The 16,768-nt window shown below is 66.9% G+C and carries 14 protein-coding genes and 2 tRNA genes; 10 read left to right on the plus strand and 6 right to left on the minus strand.

Translation table 11 applies throughout. The features are described 5' to 3' along the window. The first annotated feature begins 60 nt into the window (after window positions 1-60). Both ACED67_RS04755 and trpE read left to right on the plus strand, forming a co-directional pair. Window positions 61-1,932 carry a peptidylprolyl isomerase gene (locus ACED67_RS04755; protein ID WP_395540384.1) on the plus strand — a complete coding sequence of 624 codons (1,872 nt, stop codon included), beginning with the start codon at window positions 61-63 and terminating at the stop codon, window positions 1,930-1,932. Continuing rightward, window positions 1,929-3,440: an anthranilate synthase component I gene (gene trpE, locus ACED67_RS04760; RefSeq protein WP_395540385.1), complete on the plus strand. Its 1,512-nt coding sequence runs from the start codon at window positions 1,929-1,931 to the stop codon at window positions 3,438-3,440. The genes ACED67_RS04755 and trpE overlap by 4 nt, the downstream gene beginning before the upstream one ends. A 72-nt stretch (window positions 3,441-3,512) precedes the next feature. Here the strand turns inward: trpE and ACED67_RS04765 are convergent, their stop codons facing one another. Then, complete coding sequence (locus tag ACED67_RS04765) at window positions 3,513-4,838, minus strand: ATP-binding protein (protein WP_395540386.1); 1,326 nt, start codon at window positions 4,836-4,838, stop codon at window positions 3,513-3,515. 16 nt (window positions 4,839-4,854) lie between these two features. On the opposite strand from ACED67_RS04765, the gene ACED67_RS04770 reads away from it, so the two are divergent. The 4 genes from ACED67_RS04770 to ACED67_RS04785 all read left to right on the plus strand — a co-directional run bounded on the left by ACED67_RS04770 (window position 4,855) and on the right by ACED67_RS04785 (window position 8,267). After that, complete coding sequence (locus tag ACED67_RS04770) at window positions 4,855-5,763, plus strand: MBL fold metallo-hydrolase (protein WP_395540387.1); 909 nt, start codon at window positions 4,855-4,857, stop codon at window positions 5,761-5,763. A gap of 81 nt (window positions 5,764-5,844) precedes the next feature. Further along, window positions 5,845-5,919: transfer RNA gene (locus ACED67_RS04775), tRNA-Asn, on the plus strand. 731 nt (window positions 5,920-6,650) lie between these two features. Next, window positions 6,651-7,085: a hypothetical protein gene (locus ACED67_RS04780; protein WP_395540388.1), complete on the plus strand. Its 435-nt coding sequence runs from the start codon at window positions 6,651-6,653 to the stop codon at window positions 7,083-7,085. A gap of 135 nt (window positions 7,086-7,220) precedes the next feature. Continuing rightward, a complete protein-coding gene (locus ACED67_RS04785) occupies window positions 7,221-8,267 on the plus strand; it encodes a DMT family transporter (RefSeq protein WP_395540389.1) in 1,047 nt (348 codons plus the stop codon). Window positions 8,268-8,443: 176 nt separating this feature from the next. On the opposite strand, the gene tig is transcribed toward ACED67_RS04785, so the two are convergent. After that, window positions 8,444-9,778 carry a trigger factor gene (gene tig / locus ACED67_RS04790; RefSeq protein WP_395540390.1) on the minus strand — a complete coding sequence of 445 codons (1,335 nt, stop codon included), beginning with the start codon at window positions 9,776-9,778 and terminating at the stop codon, window positions 8,444-8,446. Window positions 9,779-9,806: 28 nt separating this feature from the next. Then, window positions 9,807-9,891 (minus strand) — tRNA-Leu (locus tag ACED67_RS04795). A 252-nt stretch (window positions 9,892-10,143) separates the two neighbouring features. Here ACED67_RS04795 and ACED67_RS04800 point away from each other — a divergent pair. After that, window positions 10,144-10,626 (plus strand): Hint domain-containing protein, encoded by a 483-nt coding sequence (locus tag ACED67_RS04800; protein ID WP_395540391.1) that lies wholly within the window; start codon window positions 10,144-10,146, stop codon window positions 10,624-10,626. Window positions 10,627-10,678: 52 nt separating this feature from the next. Here the strand turns inward: ACED67_RS04800 and ACED67_RS04805 are convergent, their stop codons facing one another. Continuing rightward, window positions 10,679-12,295, minus strand: coding sequence for an NAD(P)H-hydrate dehydratase (locus tag ACED67_RS04805; RefSeq protein ID WP_395540392.1), 1,617 nt, complete (start codon window positions 12,293-12,295; stop codon window positions 10,679-10,681). A gap of 180 nt (window positions 12,296-12,475) precedes the next feature. Here ACED67_RS04805 and ACED67_RS04810 point away from each other — a divergent pair, with 180 nt between their 5' ends. The 3 genes from ACED67_RS04810 (at window position 12,476) to ACED67_RS04820 (ending at window position 15,356) form a co-directional block, all read left to right on the plus strand. Continuing rightward, on the plus strand, window positions 12,476-12,814 hold the full coding sequence (locus ACED67_RS04810; protein ID WP_395540393.1) for a P-II family nitrogen regulator: 339 nt from the start codon (window positions 12,476-12,478) through the stop codon (window positions 12,812-12,814). 117 nt (window positions 12,815-12,931) lie between these two features. Then, complete coding sequence (glnA, locus tag ACED67_RS04815; protein ID WP_395540394.1) at window positions 12,932-14,341, plus strand: type I glutamate--ammonia ligase; 1,410 nt, start codon at window positions 12,932-12,934, stop codon at window positions 14,339-14,341. Window positions 14,342-14,543: 202 nt separating this feature from the next. Next, on the plus strand, window positions 14,544-15,356 hold the full coding sequence (locus ACED67_RS04820; RefSeq protein WP_395540395.1) for a hypothetical protein: 813 nt from the start codon (window positions 14,544-14,546) through the stop codon (window positions 15,354-15,356). Here the strand turns inward: ACED67_RS04820 and ACED67_RS04825 are convergent. Beyond that, a complete protein-coding gene (locus ACED67_RS04825) occupies window positions 15,353-15,964 on the minus strand; it encodes an NAD(P)H-dependent oxidoreductase (protein ID WP_395540396.1) in 612 nt (203 codons plus the stop codon). The genes ACED67_RS04820 and ACED67_RS04825 overlap by 4 nt on opposite strands. Before the next feature lie 7 nt (window positions 15,965-15,971). Further along, the gene (locus ACED67_RS04830; protein WP_395540397.1) at window positions 15,972-16,766 is read right to left on the minus strand and encodes a heme-dependent oxidative N-demethylase family protein; all 795 of its coding nucleotides are present in this window, start codon (window positions 16,764-16,766) and stop codon (window positions 15,972-15,974) included. Window positions 16,767-16,768: the final 2 nt, after the last annotated feature.

The following is a 16,768-nucleotide window of genomic DNA, read 5'->3' on the forward strand; positions in this document are numbered from 1 at the left end:
GCCCCCCGCCGCCCTTGTCTCTAGACAGTTCCGAACCTTGCAGCCTTGCGGAAAGTGACCATGGCCAAGCCCGCCGAGACCGAAGAAAAGAAACCCCGCAAGCGCGGCACCACGGTGATGGGATGGCTGTTGCTGGCGATGCTCGTCGGCGGCCTGAGCGGCTTTGGCGTCACCAATTTCGGCGGCGGCGTCACCTCGGTCGGCTCGGTCGGCGGGGCGCAGATCAGCGTCAATGACTATGCCCGCGCCGTGCGGCAGGAAGCGGCGGCCTTCAGTCAGCAGATTGGCACGCAGATCGGGATTTCCGAGGCCATGGCCTTCGGCCTGGACAAGCAGGCATTGGCCAATCTGGTCACCCGCGCCGCGCTGGACAATGAGGCGCAGCGCGTCGGCATCTCGATCGGCGATGACAGCGTCGCGGCCGAAGTGATGAAGCAGCAGAGCTTCCAGGGCATGACCGGCAAGTTCGACCGCGACACCTATCGCATGGCGCTGCAACAGAATGGCTGGACCGAGCGCGAATATGAAAGTGCCGTGCGCGGCGACGTGGCACGTTCGCTTTTGCAGGGCGCGGTCTCGGGCGGATTCACCGCACCGCAATCCATGGTCGACGCCCTGTATCGCTACATCGCCGAACGCCGCGGCTTCTCGATGATCCGCCTGACCGAAGCCGATCTGGCGACGCCCCTGGCCGAGCCGACGGATGACGAGCTGAAGGCGCATTACGACGCGCATATAGACCGCTTCACCAAGCCGGAATCGAAGCGCATCGCCTATGCGCTTCTCTTGCCCGATATGATCGCGGCGGATCAGCCGGTCGATGAGACGGTGCTGAAAAAGATGTATGACGACCGGCTCGCCGAATTCGTCCAGCCGGAACGGCGCCTGGTCGAGCGTCTGGTCTATCCCGACGCGGCGGCGCGCGACGCGGCCGAGGCCGCGCTCAAGGATGGCAGCCAGACCTTCGAGCAACTGGTCGAAGCGCGTGGCCTGACCCTTGATGCGATCGACCTGGGCGATGTGTCCGAGGCCGATCTGGGCGCCGCCGGGGCTGCGGTCTTCGCAGGCCAGAATGGGGTTGTGGTGGCGGGCGACAGCAGCCTTGGCCCGGCGCTGTTCCGGGTGAATGGCGTTCTGGAAGGCCAGAACACCACTTTCGACGAAGCCAAGGAAGAACTGGCGGGTGAGATGAAGATGGATGCGGCACGCCGCGTCATCGCCGACAAGGTGGAACAGATCGACGATCTTCTGGCCGGCGGCGAGACGCTGGAAGACCTTGCCAAGGAAATGGGCATGGAATTCTCGACGCTCGACCATGTTCCGGGCCAGCAGGGTCCCGAGCCGGTCGAGGGCTATCAGGCCTTCCGCACCGCCGCCGAAGCGGTGAAGGACGGTGACTTCCCCGAGGCTATCGTGCTGGAGGACGGTGGGGTCGTGGCGCTGGAGTTCAAGGAAACCGTCCCCGCCGCCCCGATCCCCTTTGACGAGGCACGCGACACTGTTGCCGAGGATTGGCGCAAGGACGCGCTTGCCAAGGCGCTTTCCGCGCAGGCGATCGCCTTCAAGGCCGCAGCCGAAGGCGGCACGGCGCTGGGTGGACTGGGCATCGTCGACGTGACCCCCGAGATCGCCCGCGACGGCTTTGTCGAAGGCGCGCCCAAATCCTTGATCCCCGATGTCTTCACGATGCAGGAAGGCGATTTTAAGGTGATCGAGGACGGCGCATTTGTCGCGCTGCTGCGGCTGGACACGATCAAGCCCGCCGAAGAAACCGGCGATGCCGCGACGGCACTGAAAGCCTCGCTCGCCAGCCAGATCGAGCAGGCCCTCGCCAGCGATGCGATGCAGGGCTATGCTGGCGCGCTGCAGGATGCGGCCGGCATCCATCTGGACGACGCGGCCATCGCGGCCGTGAACTCGAGCCTGAAATGATGCTCGAGCCGTCTTTCGAGGTCTTCGAGGCCGCCTGGGCGCGGGGCGAGAACCAGCTTGTCTGGGCCCGTCTTGCCGCCGATCTGGACACGCCGGTCTCGCTCATGCTCAAGCTGGGCGAAGCACGGACCGACACGTTCATGCTGGAATCGGTGACCGGCGGCGAAGTGCGCGGGCGCTACTCGATCGTCGGCCTCAAGCCCGACCTGATCTGGCGCTGCCGGGGCGAGGCGTCGGAGATCAACCGTGAGGCCCGTTTCGATGCGGCGGCCTTCCAGCCGCAGAGCGGCCATCCGCTGGCCAATCTGCGCGCCCTGATCGCGGAAAGCCGGATCGACACGCCGGAAGGCCTGCCCGCCGTCTCGGCCGGGCTGTTCGGCTATCTCGGCTATGACATGATCCGCCTGGTCGAGCGCCTGCCCCATTGCCCACCCGATACGCTGGGCCTGCCCGATGCCGTCCTGATGCGCCCCTCGGTCGTGGCTGTGCTGGACGGGGTGAAGGGCGAGGTCACGCTGGTCGCGCCCGCCTGGGCCGCCTCGGGCCTTTCCGCCCGTGCCGCCTATGCCCAGGCGGCGGAACGGGTGATGGATGCGCTGCGCGATCTGGACCGCGCGCCTGCCGCTGCCAGCCGCGATCTGGGCGAGGCGGCCACGGTCGGTGCGCCCCGGTCGAATTTCAGCCATGAGGCCTATAAGGCGGCGGTCGAAACGGCCAAGGACTATATCCGCGCGGGCGATATCTTCCAGGTCGTGCCTTCGCAGCGCTGGTCCTTGGATTTCGCCCTGCCGCCCTTTGCGCTCTATCGCAGCCTGCGGCGCACCAACCCATCGCCCTTCATGTTCTTCTTCAATTTCGGCGGCTTCCAGGTCATCGGCGCCAGCCCGGAAATCCTGGTCCGTCTGCGCGACGGCGAAGTGACGGTGCGCCCCATCGCGGGCACCCGCAAGCGCGGCGCGACCCCGGAAGAGGACAAGGCGCTGGAGCTGGATCTTCTGTCCGACCAGAAGGAACTGGCCGAGCATCTGATGCTTCTCGACCTGGGCCGCAACGATGTGGGCCGGGTGGCCAAGATCGGCACGGTGCATCCGACCGAGAAATTCATCATCGAACGCTACAGCCATGTGATGCACATCGTCTCGAACGTCGTGGGCGAGATCCGCGAGGGCGAGGATGCGCTCTCGGCCCTGCTGGCGGGCCTGCCCGCGGGCACGGTCTCGGGCGCGCCGAAAGTGCGGGCGATGGAGATCATCGACGAGTTGGAGCCGGAAAAGCGCGGCGTCTATGGCGGCGGCGTCGGCTATTTCGCCGCCAATGGCGAGATGGATTTCTGCATCGCCCTGCGCACCGCCGTGCTGAAGGATCAGCAGCTTTACATCCAGGCGGGCGGCGGCGTGGTCTATGACAGCGATCCCGAAGCCGAGTATCAGGAGACGGTCAACAAATCCTTCGCGCTGCGCCGCGCCGCCGAGGATGCGGGCCTGTTCTTCGCGCGTGGGAACCGTTGAGGCGCCCGCTTCCGTCGCTGGGCACCATCCTCTCGGGAAGTCCGGGGGCCGCCGCGCTCCCGGAAGCCGCGCCTAAAGCGCCACGGAAAACTCGGCCTTGAGCCCGCCCAGCCGCGCGCTCTTGCCCAAGGTCAGCGCCCCGCCGTGGCCGCGCGCGATATCGGCGGCGATCGACAGACCCAGCCCCACCCCGCCGCCCCTGTTGGGGTCGCGCTCGGCCTCAAGCCGGGTAAAGGGGCGCAGCGCCTCCTCGCGGCGATCTTCGGCAATCCCCGGCCCGTCATCCTCGACCGCGAAGATCAACTGATGCGGCGTCACACGCAGGGCCAGTTCCGCCCGCGTGCCATGGCGCAGCGCATTGCCGATCAGGTTTTCCAGCGCCCGCCGCACGCTGTCGGACCGCAGCCGCACCGCCGGGACCTTGCCCTCGACCGGCAGAAGCGCCACTTCGCCGCCGCCGCGCCGCGCGGCCTCGACCACCTCGCCCGCCAGGGTCAGGGGTTCGACCTCCTCCGCCCCGGCCTCGATCGCATCGCCGCGCACGAAGGTCAGGAATTCGTCGACCAGCCGTTCCATCTGCGTCACATCCTCCTTCAGCCCCTTCACCTCGTCATCCTCGGGCAGGAAAGACAGGCCCAGCCGCATCCGCGTAAGCGGCGTGCGCAGATCGTGGCTGACCCCCGACAGCATCAGGGTGCGCTGCTCCATCTGGCGCTCGATCCGGTTGCGCATGTCAAGGAAGGCCCGGCCCGCCGCCCGCACCTCCAGCGCGCCCCGCGGCTTGAAGGCGATGCGCTCGCCCCGGCCAAAGGCCTCGGCGGCGCTGGCAAGCTGGCGGATCGGGCGCAACTGGCGGCGCAGGAAGTAATAGGCAATCACCGTCATCAGGACCGAGGCCAGGATCATGATCACCAGCAGCTGGTGCGGGTTCGAGGCCGAAAGCCGCTTGCGCGACAGATCGGCCTGAAGATCGCCGAAACGGGTGGCGAAGCGCAGATGCACGATGCGATCCGTCCCCGAGACATCGGCCCCGATCAGATCGGGCAGCGATTCGCGCAGGGTGCGGATGATCGCCCGGCCTGACACGTCATAGAAGGCGCGCGTCTCCGTGGTCGGCGCGTCTGCCCCGGCCGGCAAGGTCAGCGTCACCTGCAAGGGCCCGGCCACGGCCTGCGCGCGACGCAGCGCATCCTGCACGTGGCTGCCGGAATTGAACTCGGCCAGCACGAAGGCCAGATCCAGCGCGACGCCTCTTGTCATCTGCTCGGTCACGCCTTCGAAATGCCGCTGGATGAAGGCGGTGGACACGATCAGCTGGATCATGACGATCGGCAGGATCAGGATCAGCGCGGCGCGGCCATAGATGCCGCGGGGGATCAGCTCTTTGACGGTGAACATGGCGGCGAGGCTAAAGATGCGGGACGCGGATGGGAAGGGGCAGGACTTGGGCTCGGCAGGATCGGCCCTGCCCGGTCTGCGCCGCGTGCTGGCGGCAAATCCCTCACCCATGACCGGGCCCGGCACCACGACCTTTCTCCTGGGCGAAGGCGCGGTGACGGTGATCGACCCGGGGCCGGATGATCCCGATCATCTGACGGCGATCCTTGGCGCCTTGGCGCCGGGAGAGCATGTCGCGGCGATCCTTGTCACCCATCCGCATCGCGACCATTCCGCGCTTGTCCCGGCGCTGCAAGGCGCGACCCGCGCCCCCTCGCTGGGCTTTGGCCCGGCCGGCAGCGGGCGCAGCCCGCTCAGCGAAAGGCTGGCCGCCGCGGGGCTGACCGGCGGCGAAGGCGTGGACGCCGCCTTCACCCCGGACCGGCTGCTGGCCGACGGCGATGTGATCGACACGACCGCTGGCCCGCTGATCGCCCTGCACACGCCGGGGCATATGGGGGCGCATCTCGCCTTCGCCTGGGGCGATATCCTGTTCAGCGGCGACCATGTGATGGGCTGGGCGCCAAGCCTCGTGTCGCCGCCCGAGGGCGACATGGGCGCCTATATGACCTCACTGGCGCGGCTGGCGGCGCGCGACTGGCGGCTGATCCTGCCCGCCCATGGCGCGCCGATCGAGAACCCGGCCGCGAGGCTGGCCGAGCTGACCGCGCATCGCCTTGGCCGCGAGGCGCAGATCCTGGCGGCGCTGGCGGCGGGGCATCAGGACCTCGCGACGATCACGGCGGCCGCCTATGCCGGAACAGACCCCGCACTCCTGCCCGCCGCGAGCCGCAATGCCCTGGCGCATCTGATTGATCTTGCATCAAGAAACCTGGTCGGCGCTGATCCCCTGCCCCTGCCCGGCGCGCGCTTCCGTCTGCTCTGATCCGCGCGTTTCGACCATGTCACAAATCTGGTCTTTTGCCCCTTGCCGCCCCCAAACCCGCTTGCTATATGGCCCCGGTGTTCCGGCGTAGCTCAGCGGTAGAGCAGTTGACTGTTAATCAATTGGTCGTAGGTTCGATCCCTACCGCCGGAGCCAAAATCTCCTAGAGATTACAAAATGATAAAGGCCGCCGTCTGGGCGGCTTTTGTCGTATGGGCGTGGTCTGCAGCAGCCTCTCGCGCTTGACGGCTCTGCAACAGGAGTGCGCGATGCGGTGCCACGCCGCCCGCCCTGCGCCCATGGCGCAAGCGCCTTCCAGGATCACGCGCGCGAGCCCCACCTTGCGCCTGCGCCGAGGGAAGCACCGTCTCGCACCCTGTCCAACGGATCACAGGCGCCGCGGCACGCCATCGCAGCGCGCCCCACCCGACCGACAGGCTCGTCTTTCCGACCCGGCGCGAATCACTTGGCGCCTCAGCGGCGAATCTGGCGCCCGTCAGGGCGAAAATTCGTGAATTTTTGACTGAAGCGGCGAAACCGGACCGGCGGCGAGATGCCGCAATACTGACACGAATTCCCCCAACCGGCGCCAGACGCTGCCCCGCCTTCGCCACAATCAAGAAGAAGCACAGCCCTTGGTTGTTCCGCCGTCGCGCCAATAGCGGCAATTCCATGGCCGAAAATCGCGAATTTCTTCTTGATTTCAACCCCTTGCCAACGCCCAAATTCTGGTTAACAATTACCATAGTTTCAACAAGATCAGCGACTTAGCGAACAAACCTCATGGCCGCAGCCCGTTGCGGCCACGGCCCCCGCCTGTCGCCAAGCCTATCGAGTTCTCCCGCCGGGTGTTGCCCGCACATACAACCTAAAAGGGAAGATACGCCATGACCGACCTGACCCACAACTTTGAAATCGCCGGCAAAGAACTCACCGCGCGGGCATCGCAAGGCCGGATCGCGGCGATCAACGCCTGCCGTCAATTGCAGTGGCTGGTCGAGCTGCGCGAGGGCGAAAACACCGTCACCCTGGCCTTTGACGAAGCGCCGACGATGATCGATATCGCGATCCGCCGCCGTGCCCTGGGCCGCCCCGGCGCGATGGACATCCGCTCGATCTCGGTGGGGCGCAAGGCCTCGCGCCTCTTCGTGCTGATGCCCGGCATGCGCGTCGCCAGCGAACCGCAAGAGCATGCCGAGGTGCCGCCCGCGCTGGCCCGGGCCCGCGCCCGGATGGCCCGCGCGACGGGTGCCGTGGCCGCGCCGGCCGCCGACACGTCCGAGACCCACACCCCGCGCCTGACGCTGTTCCGCGTCCACTGACCTTTTGCTTCGGGCCGGATGCGTCCGGCCCCGCCCTGGCGCGCCGCGCTCCCTGGCCGCCGGGGCGTTCTGACGGCATAAGAGGGATCGCACCGCGCGCTCAAGCAACCGGCCCGCATATCCGCGCAAAGCGACATGCGTAAAGCCGGTGAGGGCGGCGAGACCCTGCCGCGCGTTGACAAGACCCTGTCGGGAAACGCCCAGCAGAGCGCGATCCGCAGGCTATCGTGCCACGTCATGTCCGCGCGCAGCCCTGCCCTTACCGGAATCTTCTGCCTGGTCACCGGGATCGCAGTCTTTTCCGTACAGGACCTGATCCTCAAGAAGCTCTCGGGCGATTACCCGCTGCATCAGGCCATGGTCCTGCGCAGCCTCACCGCGCTGCCCTTCCATCTCCTGATCGTCCGGGTCTTTGACGGCCGCTTCGGCACCATCCTGACCCCGGGCTGGCCCCTGATGATGCTGCGCGGCGGGCTGAATTTCTGCGCCTATACCGCTTATTACCTGGGTCTTGCCACGCTGCCCATGGCCACCACCGTGGCGCTGTTCTTCACCACGCCGCTTTTCATCACGCTCTCCGCAGCCCTTTTCCTGCGCGAACGGGTGCCGCCCGCCTCGGCGCTTGCCGTGGTCGCGGGTTTTACCGGCGTCCTTCTTGTGGTGCGGCCCGGCAATACGGGCTTTGACCTGGCCGCCCTGCTGCCGGTCCTGGGGGCTTGCGGCTATGCGCTTTGCATGGTCATGGCGCGCCCGATGGGACGGACGCAAAGCGCGGCCGCGCTCGCGTTCTGGAGCAACATCGCCTTTCTTCTCTGCGCGCTTGTCCTTTCGGCCGTCTATGGCAGCGGAGCATTTGCCCAGACCGGCCACCCCGCCATGGCCTTCCTCACCCGCGGCTGGGTCACGCCCAATGCGCAGGATCTTGCCCTCATGGCGTCCTGCGGCGTGATCGCCGCCATCGGCCTGACCCTGCTGACCCAGGCCTACCGCATCGCCCCCTCGGCCACGATCGCGCCTTTCGAATACAGTTTCATGTTCTGGGGCGTCCTGTGGGGCTGGCTGTTCTGGTCGGAACTGCCCGACCGCCTCGGCTGGCTCGGCATCGCCGTCATCATCGCGGCCGGCCTGATCGTGATCCGTCAGCCCGCCGTCCCGACCGCACCCCGCGAAGCGACAGGCTGAGCCGCATCCCCCTGTACGCCAACGGATGGGCCCCGACGGGGCCGACCAGGCAAGGCGCAAGATCCGAGTTGCGACGAGAGGGGGACATCGTCCCCGTGGCATCGCGATTGGGGACAGCAAAAAGGCCGCGCCCTGCGGCGCGGCCTTCCGATCCTTCGCCGAAGGATCGCTGTCGCTTACAGCTCGTCCAGCGCCTCGACGGCCTTCTGCAGGTCGTCCTTGCCGATTTCCTTCTCGGTCACCTTGGCCTGACCCACGATCAGATCGACCACCTTGTCCTCGAAGATCGGCGCGCGCAGCTGCTGCTGCACTTGCGGGTTCTTCTGCACGAACTCGAAATAGGCGCGCTCCTGGCCCGGATACTGACGCGCCGCCGACAGGACCGCCTGGGTCATCTCGGCATCGGTCACCGTCACTTCGGCCTTCTTGCCCACTTCGGCCAAGAGGAGGCCCAGGCGCACACGGCGCTCGGCCAGCTTCTTGTGCTCGTCGGTCGGCTCGACATGGCCATGGTTGTGGCCATGCTCTTCCGGATGCTCTTCATGCCACAGCTGATGCGCGATCTGCGCGGCTTCCGCCTCGACCAGCTTCGAGGGCAGGTCGAACTTCACCAGCCCGTCCAGCTGATCCAGCAGGCCGCGCTTCAGCACCGCGCGCGAGGCGCCGGCATATTCCGCTTCCAGCCGGCCCGAGACCTGGGTCTTCAGGGCAGCCAGATCCTCGGCGCCGAACTTCTTGGCCAGCTCGTCGTCGATCTCGGCCGCCTTCGGCTCTTTCACCGCCTTGACGGTGCAGGCGAAGATCGCGGCCTTGCCCGCCAGATGCTTGGCACCGTAATCGGCCGGGAAGTCCACCTTCACCTCGACCTCGTCGCCAACCTTGGCGCCGACAAGCTGGGCCTCGAAACCCGGGATGAACGAGCCCGAGCCCAGAACCAGCGGGTAATCCTCGGCCGAACCGCCCTCGAACAGCTCGCCATCGACCGAGCCCTTGAAGTCGATCGTGATCTGGTCGCCATCCTTGGCCTTCGACCCCTTCTTGCGGTCGTCGAAGCTCTTGGCATTGTCGGCGAGGTTCTTCAGCGCCTCGTCGACCGCCGCGTCATCGGCCTTCACGATCAGCTTTTCCAGCTTGATCTTGCCGGCGTCGAAATCCGGGATTTCGGGCAGGGTTTCATAGGACATCTCGACCACGACGTCGCTGCCCTCTTTCCACTCTTCGCCACCCACCATCTTGACGTCGGGCTGCAGGGCCGGACGGTCGCCGGTCGCCTCGAAATGGTCCTTCATGGCGGTGTCGACGGCATCCTGCATCGCATCGCCCAGGATACGCGGGCCGAACTGCTTTTTCAGGATGGCCAGCGGCACCTTGCCCTTGCGGAAGCCCTTGATCTCGACCTCGGGCTGCGCCTCGATCAGCTTTTCCTGGACTTTCGCGTCCAGCTCGGCTGCCGTCACCGTGATGGTGTAGCCGCGCTTGAGGCCGTCTTTCAGGGTCTCGGTGACCTGCATTCGTTTCTCTTCCTTCCCAACCGATCCTTGGTGCGGGTGAAGGGACTTGAACCCCCACGCCGTAAGGCGCCGGAACCTAAATCCGGTGCGTCTGCCAATTCCGCCACACCCGCATACCTACCCCCGGCACGCCCGACCGCCGCCCCCCTTGCAGGAAGTCGCCAGACCGGACCCCGGAAATTCCGCGCCCTTCTATTACAGGCCGCGCGCGGATGCGAGTCGGAAAATCTTGCCGCATTTCCGCCACAACCCAGCGACGAAACGGCCGGGCCTGCCCGGATATCTCCCTCGCAGGGGCACATTGCTGCCATAGTTGACGGAAAAAACATGAGGCAGAGTGCATGTCATGCAGCAGGAGGACCGTCATGGCCCAGCTGACCCTTGCGATATCCGATGTCGAGCTGCGGCGCGACGCGGCGCCCATCCAGGGCATCACGGCAGGCACCAATGTCCTGACGCTTGACGGCGAATTGCCCGTCCAGTTTCTCGCTCCCGGCGACCGCGTGATCACCCGCGCGGGCGCGCGCAAGCTCATCGACATCGAGGTCTCGCTTCTGCGCGGGGTCGAGATGGTGCGCATCTCCGCCTCGGCCCTTGGCCATGACAAACCCGAGGCCGACCTTTTCGTCGCCCCCAGCCAGCCGGTTTTCGTGCGCGACTGGCGGGCCCAGGCCCTGTTCGGCCGCGACAGCGCCATGGTCGAGGCACAGCGCCTGACCGATGGCGAATATATCCGCCGCGAGACCGTGGCCGAAGTCCGCCTCTTCACCCTGCGCTTCGCCAGCGAGGAAGTGGTCTATGCCGGCGGGCTGGAACTCGCCTGCAGCCCTGTCCCCGTGACCGCCTGACCAAAAATCCGTCGAAGAACGTCGCAGAATCCTTACAGGGATTTTGCGCCCCTCACAGCCCCAGCGCCCGGAACACTTTCGGCAATTCATCCGGCAGGTCTTCGGCGATCAGCCCCGGCCCGAAGCTGCGCGCGCATTCCACATGCAGCCAGGCCGCCGTGCAGGCCGCGTCAAAGGACGCAAAGCCCCGTGCCAAAAGCCCGGTGATGAACCCCGCCAGCACATCCCCCGACCCGGCCGTCGCCAACCAGGGCGCGGCGCGGTCGTAATGGGCCGAGTTGATCGCGCAGCGCCCCGAGGGGTCGGCGATCACCGTGTCGGGGCCTTTGTAAAGCACCACGCAGCCAGCACGGGCGGCAGCCTCGCGCGTGGCATCGACCTTGGAATAGGCGGGACCTTTCGTTGCGGGGGCCGCCAGTTTCTCTGCAATGTCGGGGAAGAGGCGGGCGAATTCCCCGGCATGAGGGGTAAGGACGCATCCGTCATGCAGCGCGGCGAAGAGGTCGGGGGTTCGCGACAGGATCGTCAGCGCATCGGCATCCAGCACAAGCCCCCGCACGCCGTAGGGTGCGTGCTCGGCACGCACCGCCCCAAGCGCCGCCGCGACCAACCCCGCCTCTCGCGCCCCCGTCCCCATCCCCGGCCCCAGGCACAGCGCATTGATCCGCGCATCCCCCAACACCTCGTCCAGCGCCGCCCCATCCGCCACGCCCCGCAGCATCACCGCATCCAAGCGAGCGGCGTTCTCGGCGATGGCCTCCGGCGGACACCCCACCGTCACCACCCCCGCCCCGATCCGAAGCGCCCCCCGCGCCGCCAACCGCGCCGCGCCGCCGCGACCGGAGGGGCCGGAGAGGATGAAGGCGTGGCCGTGGGAGTATTTGTGCCCGTTGCTCTTTGATAGTGCCCGAGTCTGCGTATCGGTTATCAGCCAAGTGGACTTACCGGCTGCCGCGTCGAACGACAAAGAAGTGAGGCCAATCTCTTTCACTACAACTCGCCCGCAGGCAGTTGGGCCCTCGGCGAGAACATGACCATTCTTTTTTCTGTGGAATGTCACCGTCAGGTTTGCCATCGGAGCATGGTCGAAAGGATTTTCCAGATCCGCGCCCAAGAACCTACCGCTATCGGCGCAGAGACCACTGGGAAGATCGGCTCCAACCACATGCGGGAAAGCATTGTCCCAATGGGACGCTGCCTGCCAGCTGTTCAGCTCCATTTGGACGCGGCTCAGGTCTAAGAATGGGCGAACGAGCCCTGTGCCGAACAGCGCATCAATTGCGATGCGCGTTCCAGGATGATCTTCGGCATAGCCGTCGATGGCTTCATCCGTCAGCGACTTCACCTCCCCCATCCCCAGCCACCGTTCATAGTTCACCCGCGCATCCGGCGGCAGCCGCTCCGGGTCGCCGTAGAGGAAGACCTCCACCTCCCAGCCCCAGCCCTTCAACAGCCGTGCCACGACAAACCCGTCGCCGCCATTGTTGCCCGGCCCGCACAGCACCACCGCCCGGTGCGAGGTCGCCTTCAGTTCCGGCCATTCCTCGAAAATCGCCTCGACCACGCCGCGCCCGGCGCGCTCCATCAGCTCAAGCCCGGTCACCTCGCCCGACGCTATCGCCGCCTGTTCGATGGCCCGCATCTGCGCTGCAGTCAGGAGTTCGGTCATAGAACCGGCACCTTTCGATTCAATTCTGCCCAATCTACAGGCGCAATGCACAATTTTTCACCACACGCCCGCATTTTCACCATCGCCGCGCCCCTGCACCTTCCTTGACACATTGTCCCGCCTCCGGGGAAGTGGTGTGACCAGCCCAAGGAACGGTCCGAAAGACGGGGGAGGCGGCCCATGAAGAAAATCGAAGCGATCATCAAGCCCTTCAAGCTCGACGAGGTGAAGGAAGCGCTTCAGGAAGCCGGCATCCAGGGTCTCTCGGTGACCGAGGTCAAGGGCTTCGGTCGCCAGAAGGGCCATACCGAACTGTATCGCGGCGCCGAATATGTCGTCGACTTCCTGCCCAAGGTGAAGATCGAGGTCGTGCTGACCGATGACATGGTCGAAGCCGCCATCGAGGCGATCACCAATGCCGCCCGCACCGACAAGATCGGCGACGGCAAGATCTTCGTCTCGCCCGTCGAACAGGCGATCCGCATCCGCACCGGCGAAACCGGCGACGACGCGGTCTAAGATTCGCCGCCTGTTCCGGGGGAATGCCAGTGGCGCACTCCCCCGGGCCAGCCGGCCCCGGCCACCCCGGGCGGCGCAAGCCCCCGACAGTGACAACCCCCAGCGAAAGGCAGTCAGATGAGCGCCGTAGACAAGGCTCTGAAACTGATCAAGGACGAGGAGGTCGAATATGTCGACATCCGCTTCACCGACCCCAAGGGCAAGCTCCAGCATGTGACGCTGGTCTCCGATCTGGTCGATGCCGACTTCTTCGAGGAAGGCTTCATGTTCGACGGCTCGTCGATCGCAGGCTGGAAGTCGATCGACCAGTCCGACATGAAGCTGATGCCCGATGCGGCCTCGGTCTATATCGACCCGTTCTACGCCGAGAAAACCCTCTGCGTGCATTGCAACGTGGTCGAGCCCGACACCGGCGAGGCCTATGCACGCTGCCCGCGCCAGACCGCGCTCAAGGCGGAAGCCTATCTGAAGTCCTCGGGCATCGGTGACAGCGCCTATTTCGGCCCCGAAGCGGAATTCTTCATCTTCGACGACGTGCGCTACAGCGTCTCGCCGAACAAGGTGTCCTATCAGCTCGACGCCGAAGACGCCGCCTGGAACACCGATGCGGCCTTCGAAGGCGGCAACCTCGCGCACCGCGCCGGCTACAAGGGCGGCTATTTCCCGGTCAACCCGATCGACACGGCGCAGGATCTGCGCGGTGAGATGCTGTCCACCATGAAGCGCATGGGCATCAAGGTCGACAAGCACCATCACGAGGTCGCCACCTGCCAGCACGAGCTTGGCATGATCTTCGGCGGTCTGGTCGAACAGGCCGACAACATCCAGAAGTACAAATATGTCATCCACAACGTCGCGGCCGCCTATGGCAAGACCGTGACCTTCATGCCCAAGCCCATCAAGGGCGACAACGGCTCGGGGATGCATGTCAACATGTCGATCTGGAAGGGCGGCAAGCCGCTGTTCGCCGGCGACAAATACGCCGATCTCAGCCAGGAGGCGCTGTATTTCATCGGCGGCATCCTCAAGCATGCCAAGGCGCTGAACGCGCTGACCAACCCGGCGACCAACAGCTACAAGCGCCTGATCCCCGGCTTCGAAGCCCCGGTGCTGCGCGCCTATTCGGCCCGCAACCGCTCGGGCTGCGTGCGGATCCCGTGGACGGAATCGCCCAAGGCCAAGCGTGTGGAAGCCCGCTTCCCCGATCCGGCCGCCAATCCCTACCTGGCCTTCGCCGCGCTGCTGATGGCCGGTCTCGACGGCATCAAGAACAAGATCGACCCCGGCCCGGCCTCGGACAAGGATCTTTACGATCTGCCGCCGGAAGAACTGGCCGCCATCCCCACCGTCTGCGGTTCGCTCCGCGAGGCGCTGGAAGAGCTGGAAAAGGACATGGACTTCCTGCTCGCGGGCGACGTGTTCACCAAAGACCAGCTCGAGGCCTATATCGGCCTGAAATGGGAAGAGGTCTACGCCTTCGAACACACGCCGCATCCGGTGGAATACCAGATGTATTACTCCTGCTAAGAGCGCGTCTCTTAAGCAGAACTTCAAAGGGCGGTCCTTCGGGGCCGCCCTTTTCCGTGACCGCCGCCGCGCTTGGGCCGCGGCAATCCGCGCGCAATTCCACGGCTCTGCCATGTTCCGGCCTCTCTCGCGCCGTTAACCGACCCAAGACTCGCCCCCATCGCCTTTCTCTGCCGCATTCTGCCGAACTTCCGAGAGACCGATGGCCAAGCAAACCTCCCGCCGCAGCCCCTCCGCCGATCCCGACCGTCCGGGCCGCACGCCGATCTGGTCCGAGGGCCGGCAGAACCCCCCTTTCGAGCCGCGCGCCTTCGCGCGGGCCAGCCTGATCTTGGGGCGCGAGGCGCTGGCGGGCCTGTTCGGCCGCTGCGCCCTCTCCGCCGGAACGGCGGGCGATGCCGTCGCTTCCGGGCGCTGGCGCGTGCCCGAGGCGCGGCTCGGACGGACCGGGCGCTACCTGCCGCATCACCAGACCGTCGCCGCAACCATTCGCGGCGCGGGGGGCATCCTGTCGCGCTCCTCCCACCTGCTCGGCCCGGCCCAGGAACCCACCGCGCCCGCCACGCTTTTCACCCCAGCCAGCCCGGCCCGGCGCCCGGCGCCGGTCCTGACGGTTGTCCCGGCCGCCCCGGATGCCGAGGCCGCGCCCTTGGCCCACGATCCGGTCGACGGCGCCGCGCCGCCGGGACAGCGCGACAGCTCGCTCGCCGCCATCCGCCTGATCATGGGCGGCAAACCTGACACGGCCGCCGCGCCCCGGCGCGCTGCCGCCCGCCGCATCCGCCCCGCCGCGCCGCCGCCCGCGCAGGACATGCTGGGCCTGGGCGAAGCGTCCGAACCGCCTGCCGCCGCGCCGGTGGCGCCGCCCCGGCATGGCAGCCTCCGTCGCCTGATGGCCGAAGCTACCGCCCGTGCGCTTGCCTATGGCATCCTTGTCATGGCCCTGCCCTGGGGCGCGCTGCGCGCGGGCATCGCCCATCTCGACGGCGTCGACCTGCGCAAGCTCGACCGCTAATCCAGCCGCCGCGCCAGCGCCGCAAGATCGCGCGCCAGCCGCGCCTCGAACCGCGCCAGCCGATCTGGCGCGACCGTCTCGGCCTGGTAGAGCGCGCGCCAGACAAGCTGCGCCTGCGGCGCGCAGGGTGCCACGATGCCGCGTTTCAACACCCGCCGCAGCGGCCGCCGCATGGCCAGCCAGTCCCAGAACCCCGGCGCGCCCAGCGTCGTCACCGCCAGGACCGCGCGCAATCCGGTCAGCCGCGCCTCCATCTTGCGCAAATCCGGTACGGGCGCATAGGCGACGCCCGGCGCCCAGACCCGGTCGAACCAGCCCTTCAGCGCTGCCGGAAAGCCGAACCACCAGGTCGGAAAGACCAGCACCAGCACCTCCGCCGCCGCCAGCTCGGCCATCTCGGCCCGCGCCGCCCCGGGCACGCCCTGCCGATAGAGCGCCATCTCCTCGGCCGTCAGCCTCGGGTCAAACCCCTCGGCACAGAGATCGCGCAGCGCCACCTGCCAGCCCTGCCCCCGCGCCAGGTCCTCCAGGCGCAAGGCCAGATGCCGACCCAGGCTGTCCGCCCCCGGATGCGCCAGCACGATCAGACAGCGCCGCCCGCCGCTCATGGCCGCCTCATGGCGCCCGCGGGTGCTGCGCCTCGTGCAGCGCCTGCAATTCGTCCGCCGACAATGTGTCCGACTGCACCACATAAGTGTGAATCGTGAACACCACGGCCCGCGTCCGCGGCAGCCGCAACAGGCATTGCCGCTCGCAGCGCACGAAGACATGCGCCACCGGCCGCGGCCGCCTCTGCCCCTCCAGCCGCGGCTGGAACAGCTCGGGGTCGTCATAAGTCAGGTAATTCATCCGCCACAGCGCCTGCTCGGGCCGGATCGCGTCGAACAGCCGCTGCACCCGCCGCGCGATGCCGCCATCATAGGGCGGCACCGGCTCGTGGATCGAGATCAGCGCCCGGCCCAGCTTCTGGCTCAGCGTCCAGCTTGCCGGAAAGCACAGGATCGCCCCGGTCAGGCGATGCTCCTCGCCCGCCTGCTCAAGGATACACAGATCCTCCTGCACCAGCCGCCCCAGCACCAGCAGGGGTGCCGCCCGGTCCAGCGCCACCTCCACCCCGTCGGGTCGCTGCACCGATCCCGCGCCGACCCGATAGCCCGGAACCCCCGCCAGCCGCGCGAGCACCAGATCGTACAGCTCTTCCGCTGCCGCCTGCCCCTCGGGCAACAGCCCATGCACCAGATCGCGCTTCCCGGCGATCAGCCCGTCGCGCAGCGCCATCTGGCCGGCGAAAGCCTCATCCACCCGCAACCAGTCATCGCCCTCGACGGGCAATATCCCCGGCAGGCGCGCGGTGCGCGGGTCCATCCAGGGCAGGAACGGCAGGCGGGACTGAAAGACGGCGTTTTCCATGC

Origin of the sequence: Neotabrizicola paludis (assembly GCF_044142105.1) — a bacterium.
GTDB lineage: Bacteria > Pseudomonadota > Alphaproteobacteria > Rhodobacterales > Rhodobacteraceae > Pseudogemmobacter.

Bases quoted from the DNA above. Each gene is read 5' to 3' on its own strand.
- ACED67_RS04820 (WP_395540395.1), top strand. From the start codon at position 14,544: ATGGCCAAGCAAACCTCCCGCCGCAGCCCCTCCGCCGATCCCGACCGT.
- ACED67_RS04800 (WP_395540391.1), top strand. From the start codon at position 10,144: ATGGCCCAGCTGACCCTTGCGATATCCGATGTCGAGCTGCGGCGCGAC.
- ACED67_RS04805 (WP_395540392.1), bottom strand. From the start codon at position 12,295: ATGACCGAACTCCTGACTGCAGCGCAGATGCGGGCCATCGAACAGGCG.
- glnA (WP_395540394.1), top strand. From the start codon at position 12,932: ATGAGCGCCGTAGACAAGGCTCTGAAACTGATCAAGGACGAGGAGGTC.
- ACED67_RS04785 (WP_395540389.1), top strand. From the start codon at position 7,221: ATGCGTAAAGCCGGTGAGGGCGGCGAGACCCTGCCGCGCGTTGACAAG.
- ACED67_RS04780 (WP_395540388.1), top strand. From the start codon at position 6,651: ATGACCGACCTGACCCACAACTTTGAAATCGCCGGCAAAGAACTCACC.
- ACED67_RS04755 (WP_395540384.1), top strand. From the start codon at position 61: ATGGCCAAGCCCGCCGAGACCGAAGAAAAGAAACCCCGCAAGCGCGGC.
- tig (WP_395540390.1), bottom strand. From the start codon at position 9,778: ATGCAGGTCACCGAGACCCTGAAAGACGGCCTCAAGCGCGGCTACACC.
- ACED67_RS04765 (WP_395540386.1), bottom strand. From the start codon at position 4,838: ATGTTCACCGTCAAAGAGCTGATCCCCCGCGGCATCTATGGCCGCGCC.
- ACED67_RS04810 (WP_395540393.1), top strand. From the start codon at position 12,476: ATGAAGAAAATCGAAGCGATCATCAAGCCCTTCAAGCTCGACGAGGTG.
- ACED67_RS04825 (WP_395540396.1), bottom strand. From the start codon at position 15,964: ATGAGCGGCGGGCGGCGCTGTCTGATCGTGCTGGCGCATCCGGGGGCG.
- ACED67_RS04770 (WP_395540387.1), top strand. From the start codon at position 4,855: ATGCGGGACGCGGATGGGAAGGGGCAGGACTTGGGCTCGGCAGGATCG.
- trpE (WP_395540385.1), top strand. From the start codon at position 1,929: ATGATGCTCGAGCCGTCTTTCGAGGTCTTCGAGGCCGCCTGGGCGCGG.
- ACED67_RS04830 (WP_395540397.1), bottom strand. From the start codon at position 16,766: ATGGAAAACGCCGTCTTTCAGTCCCGCCTGCCGTTCCTGCCCTGGATG.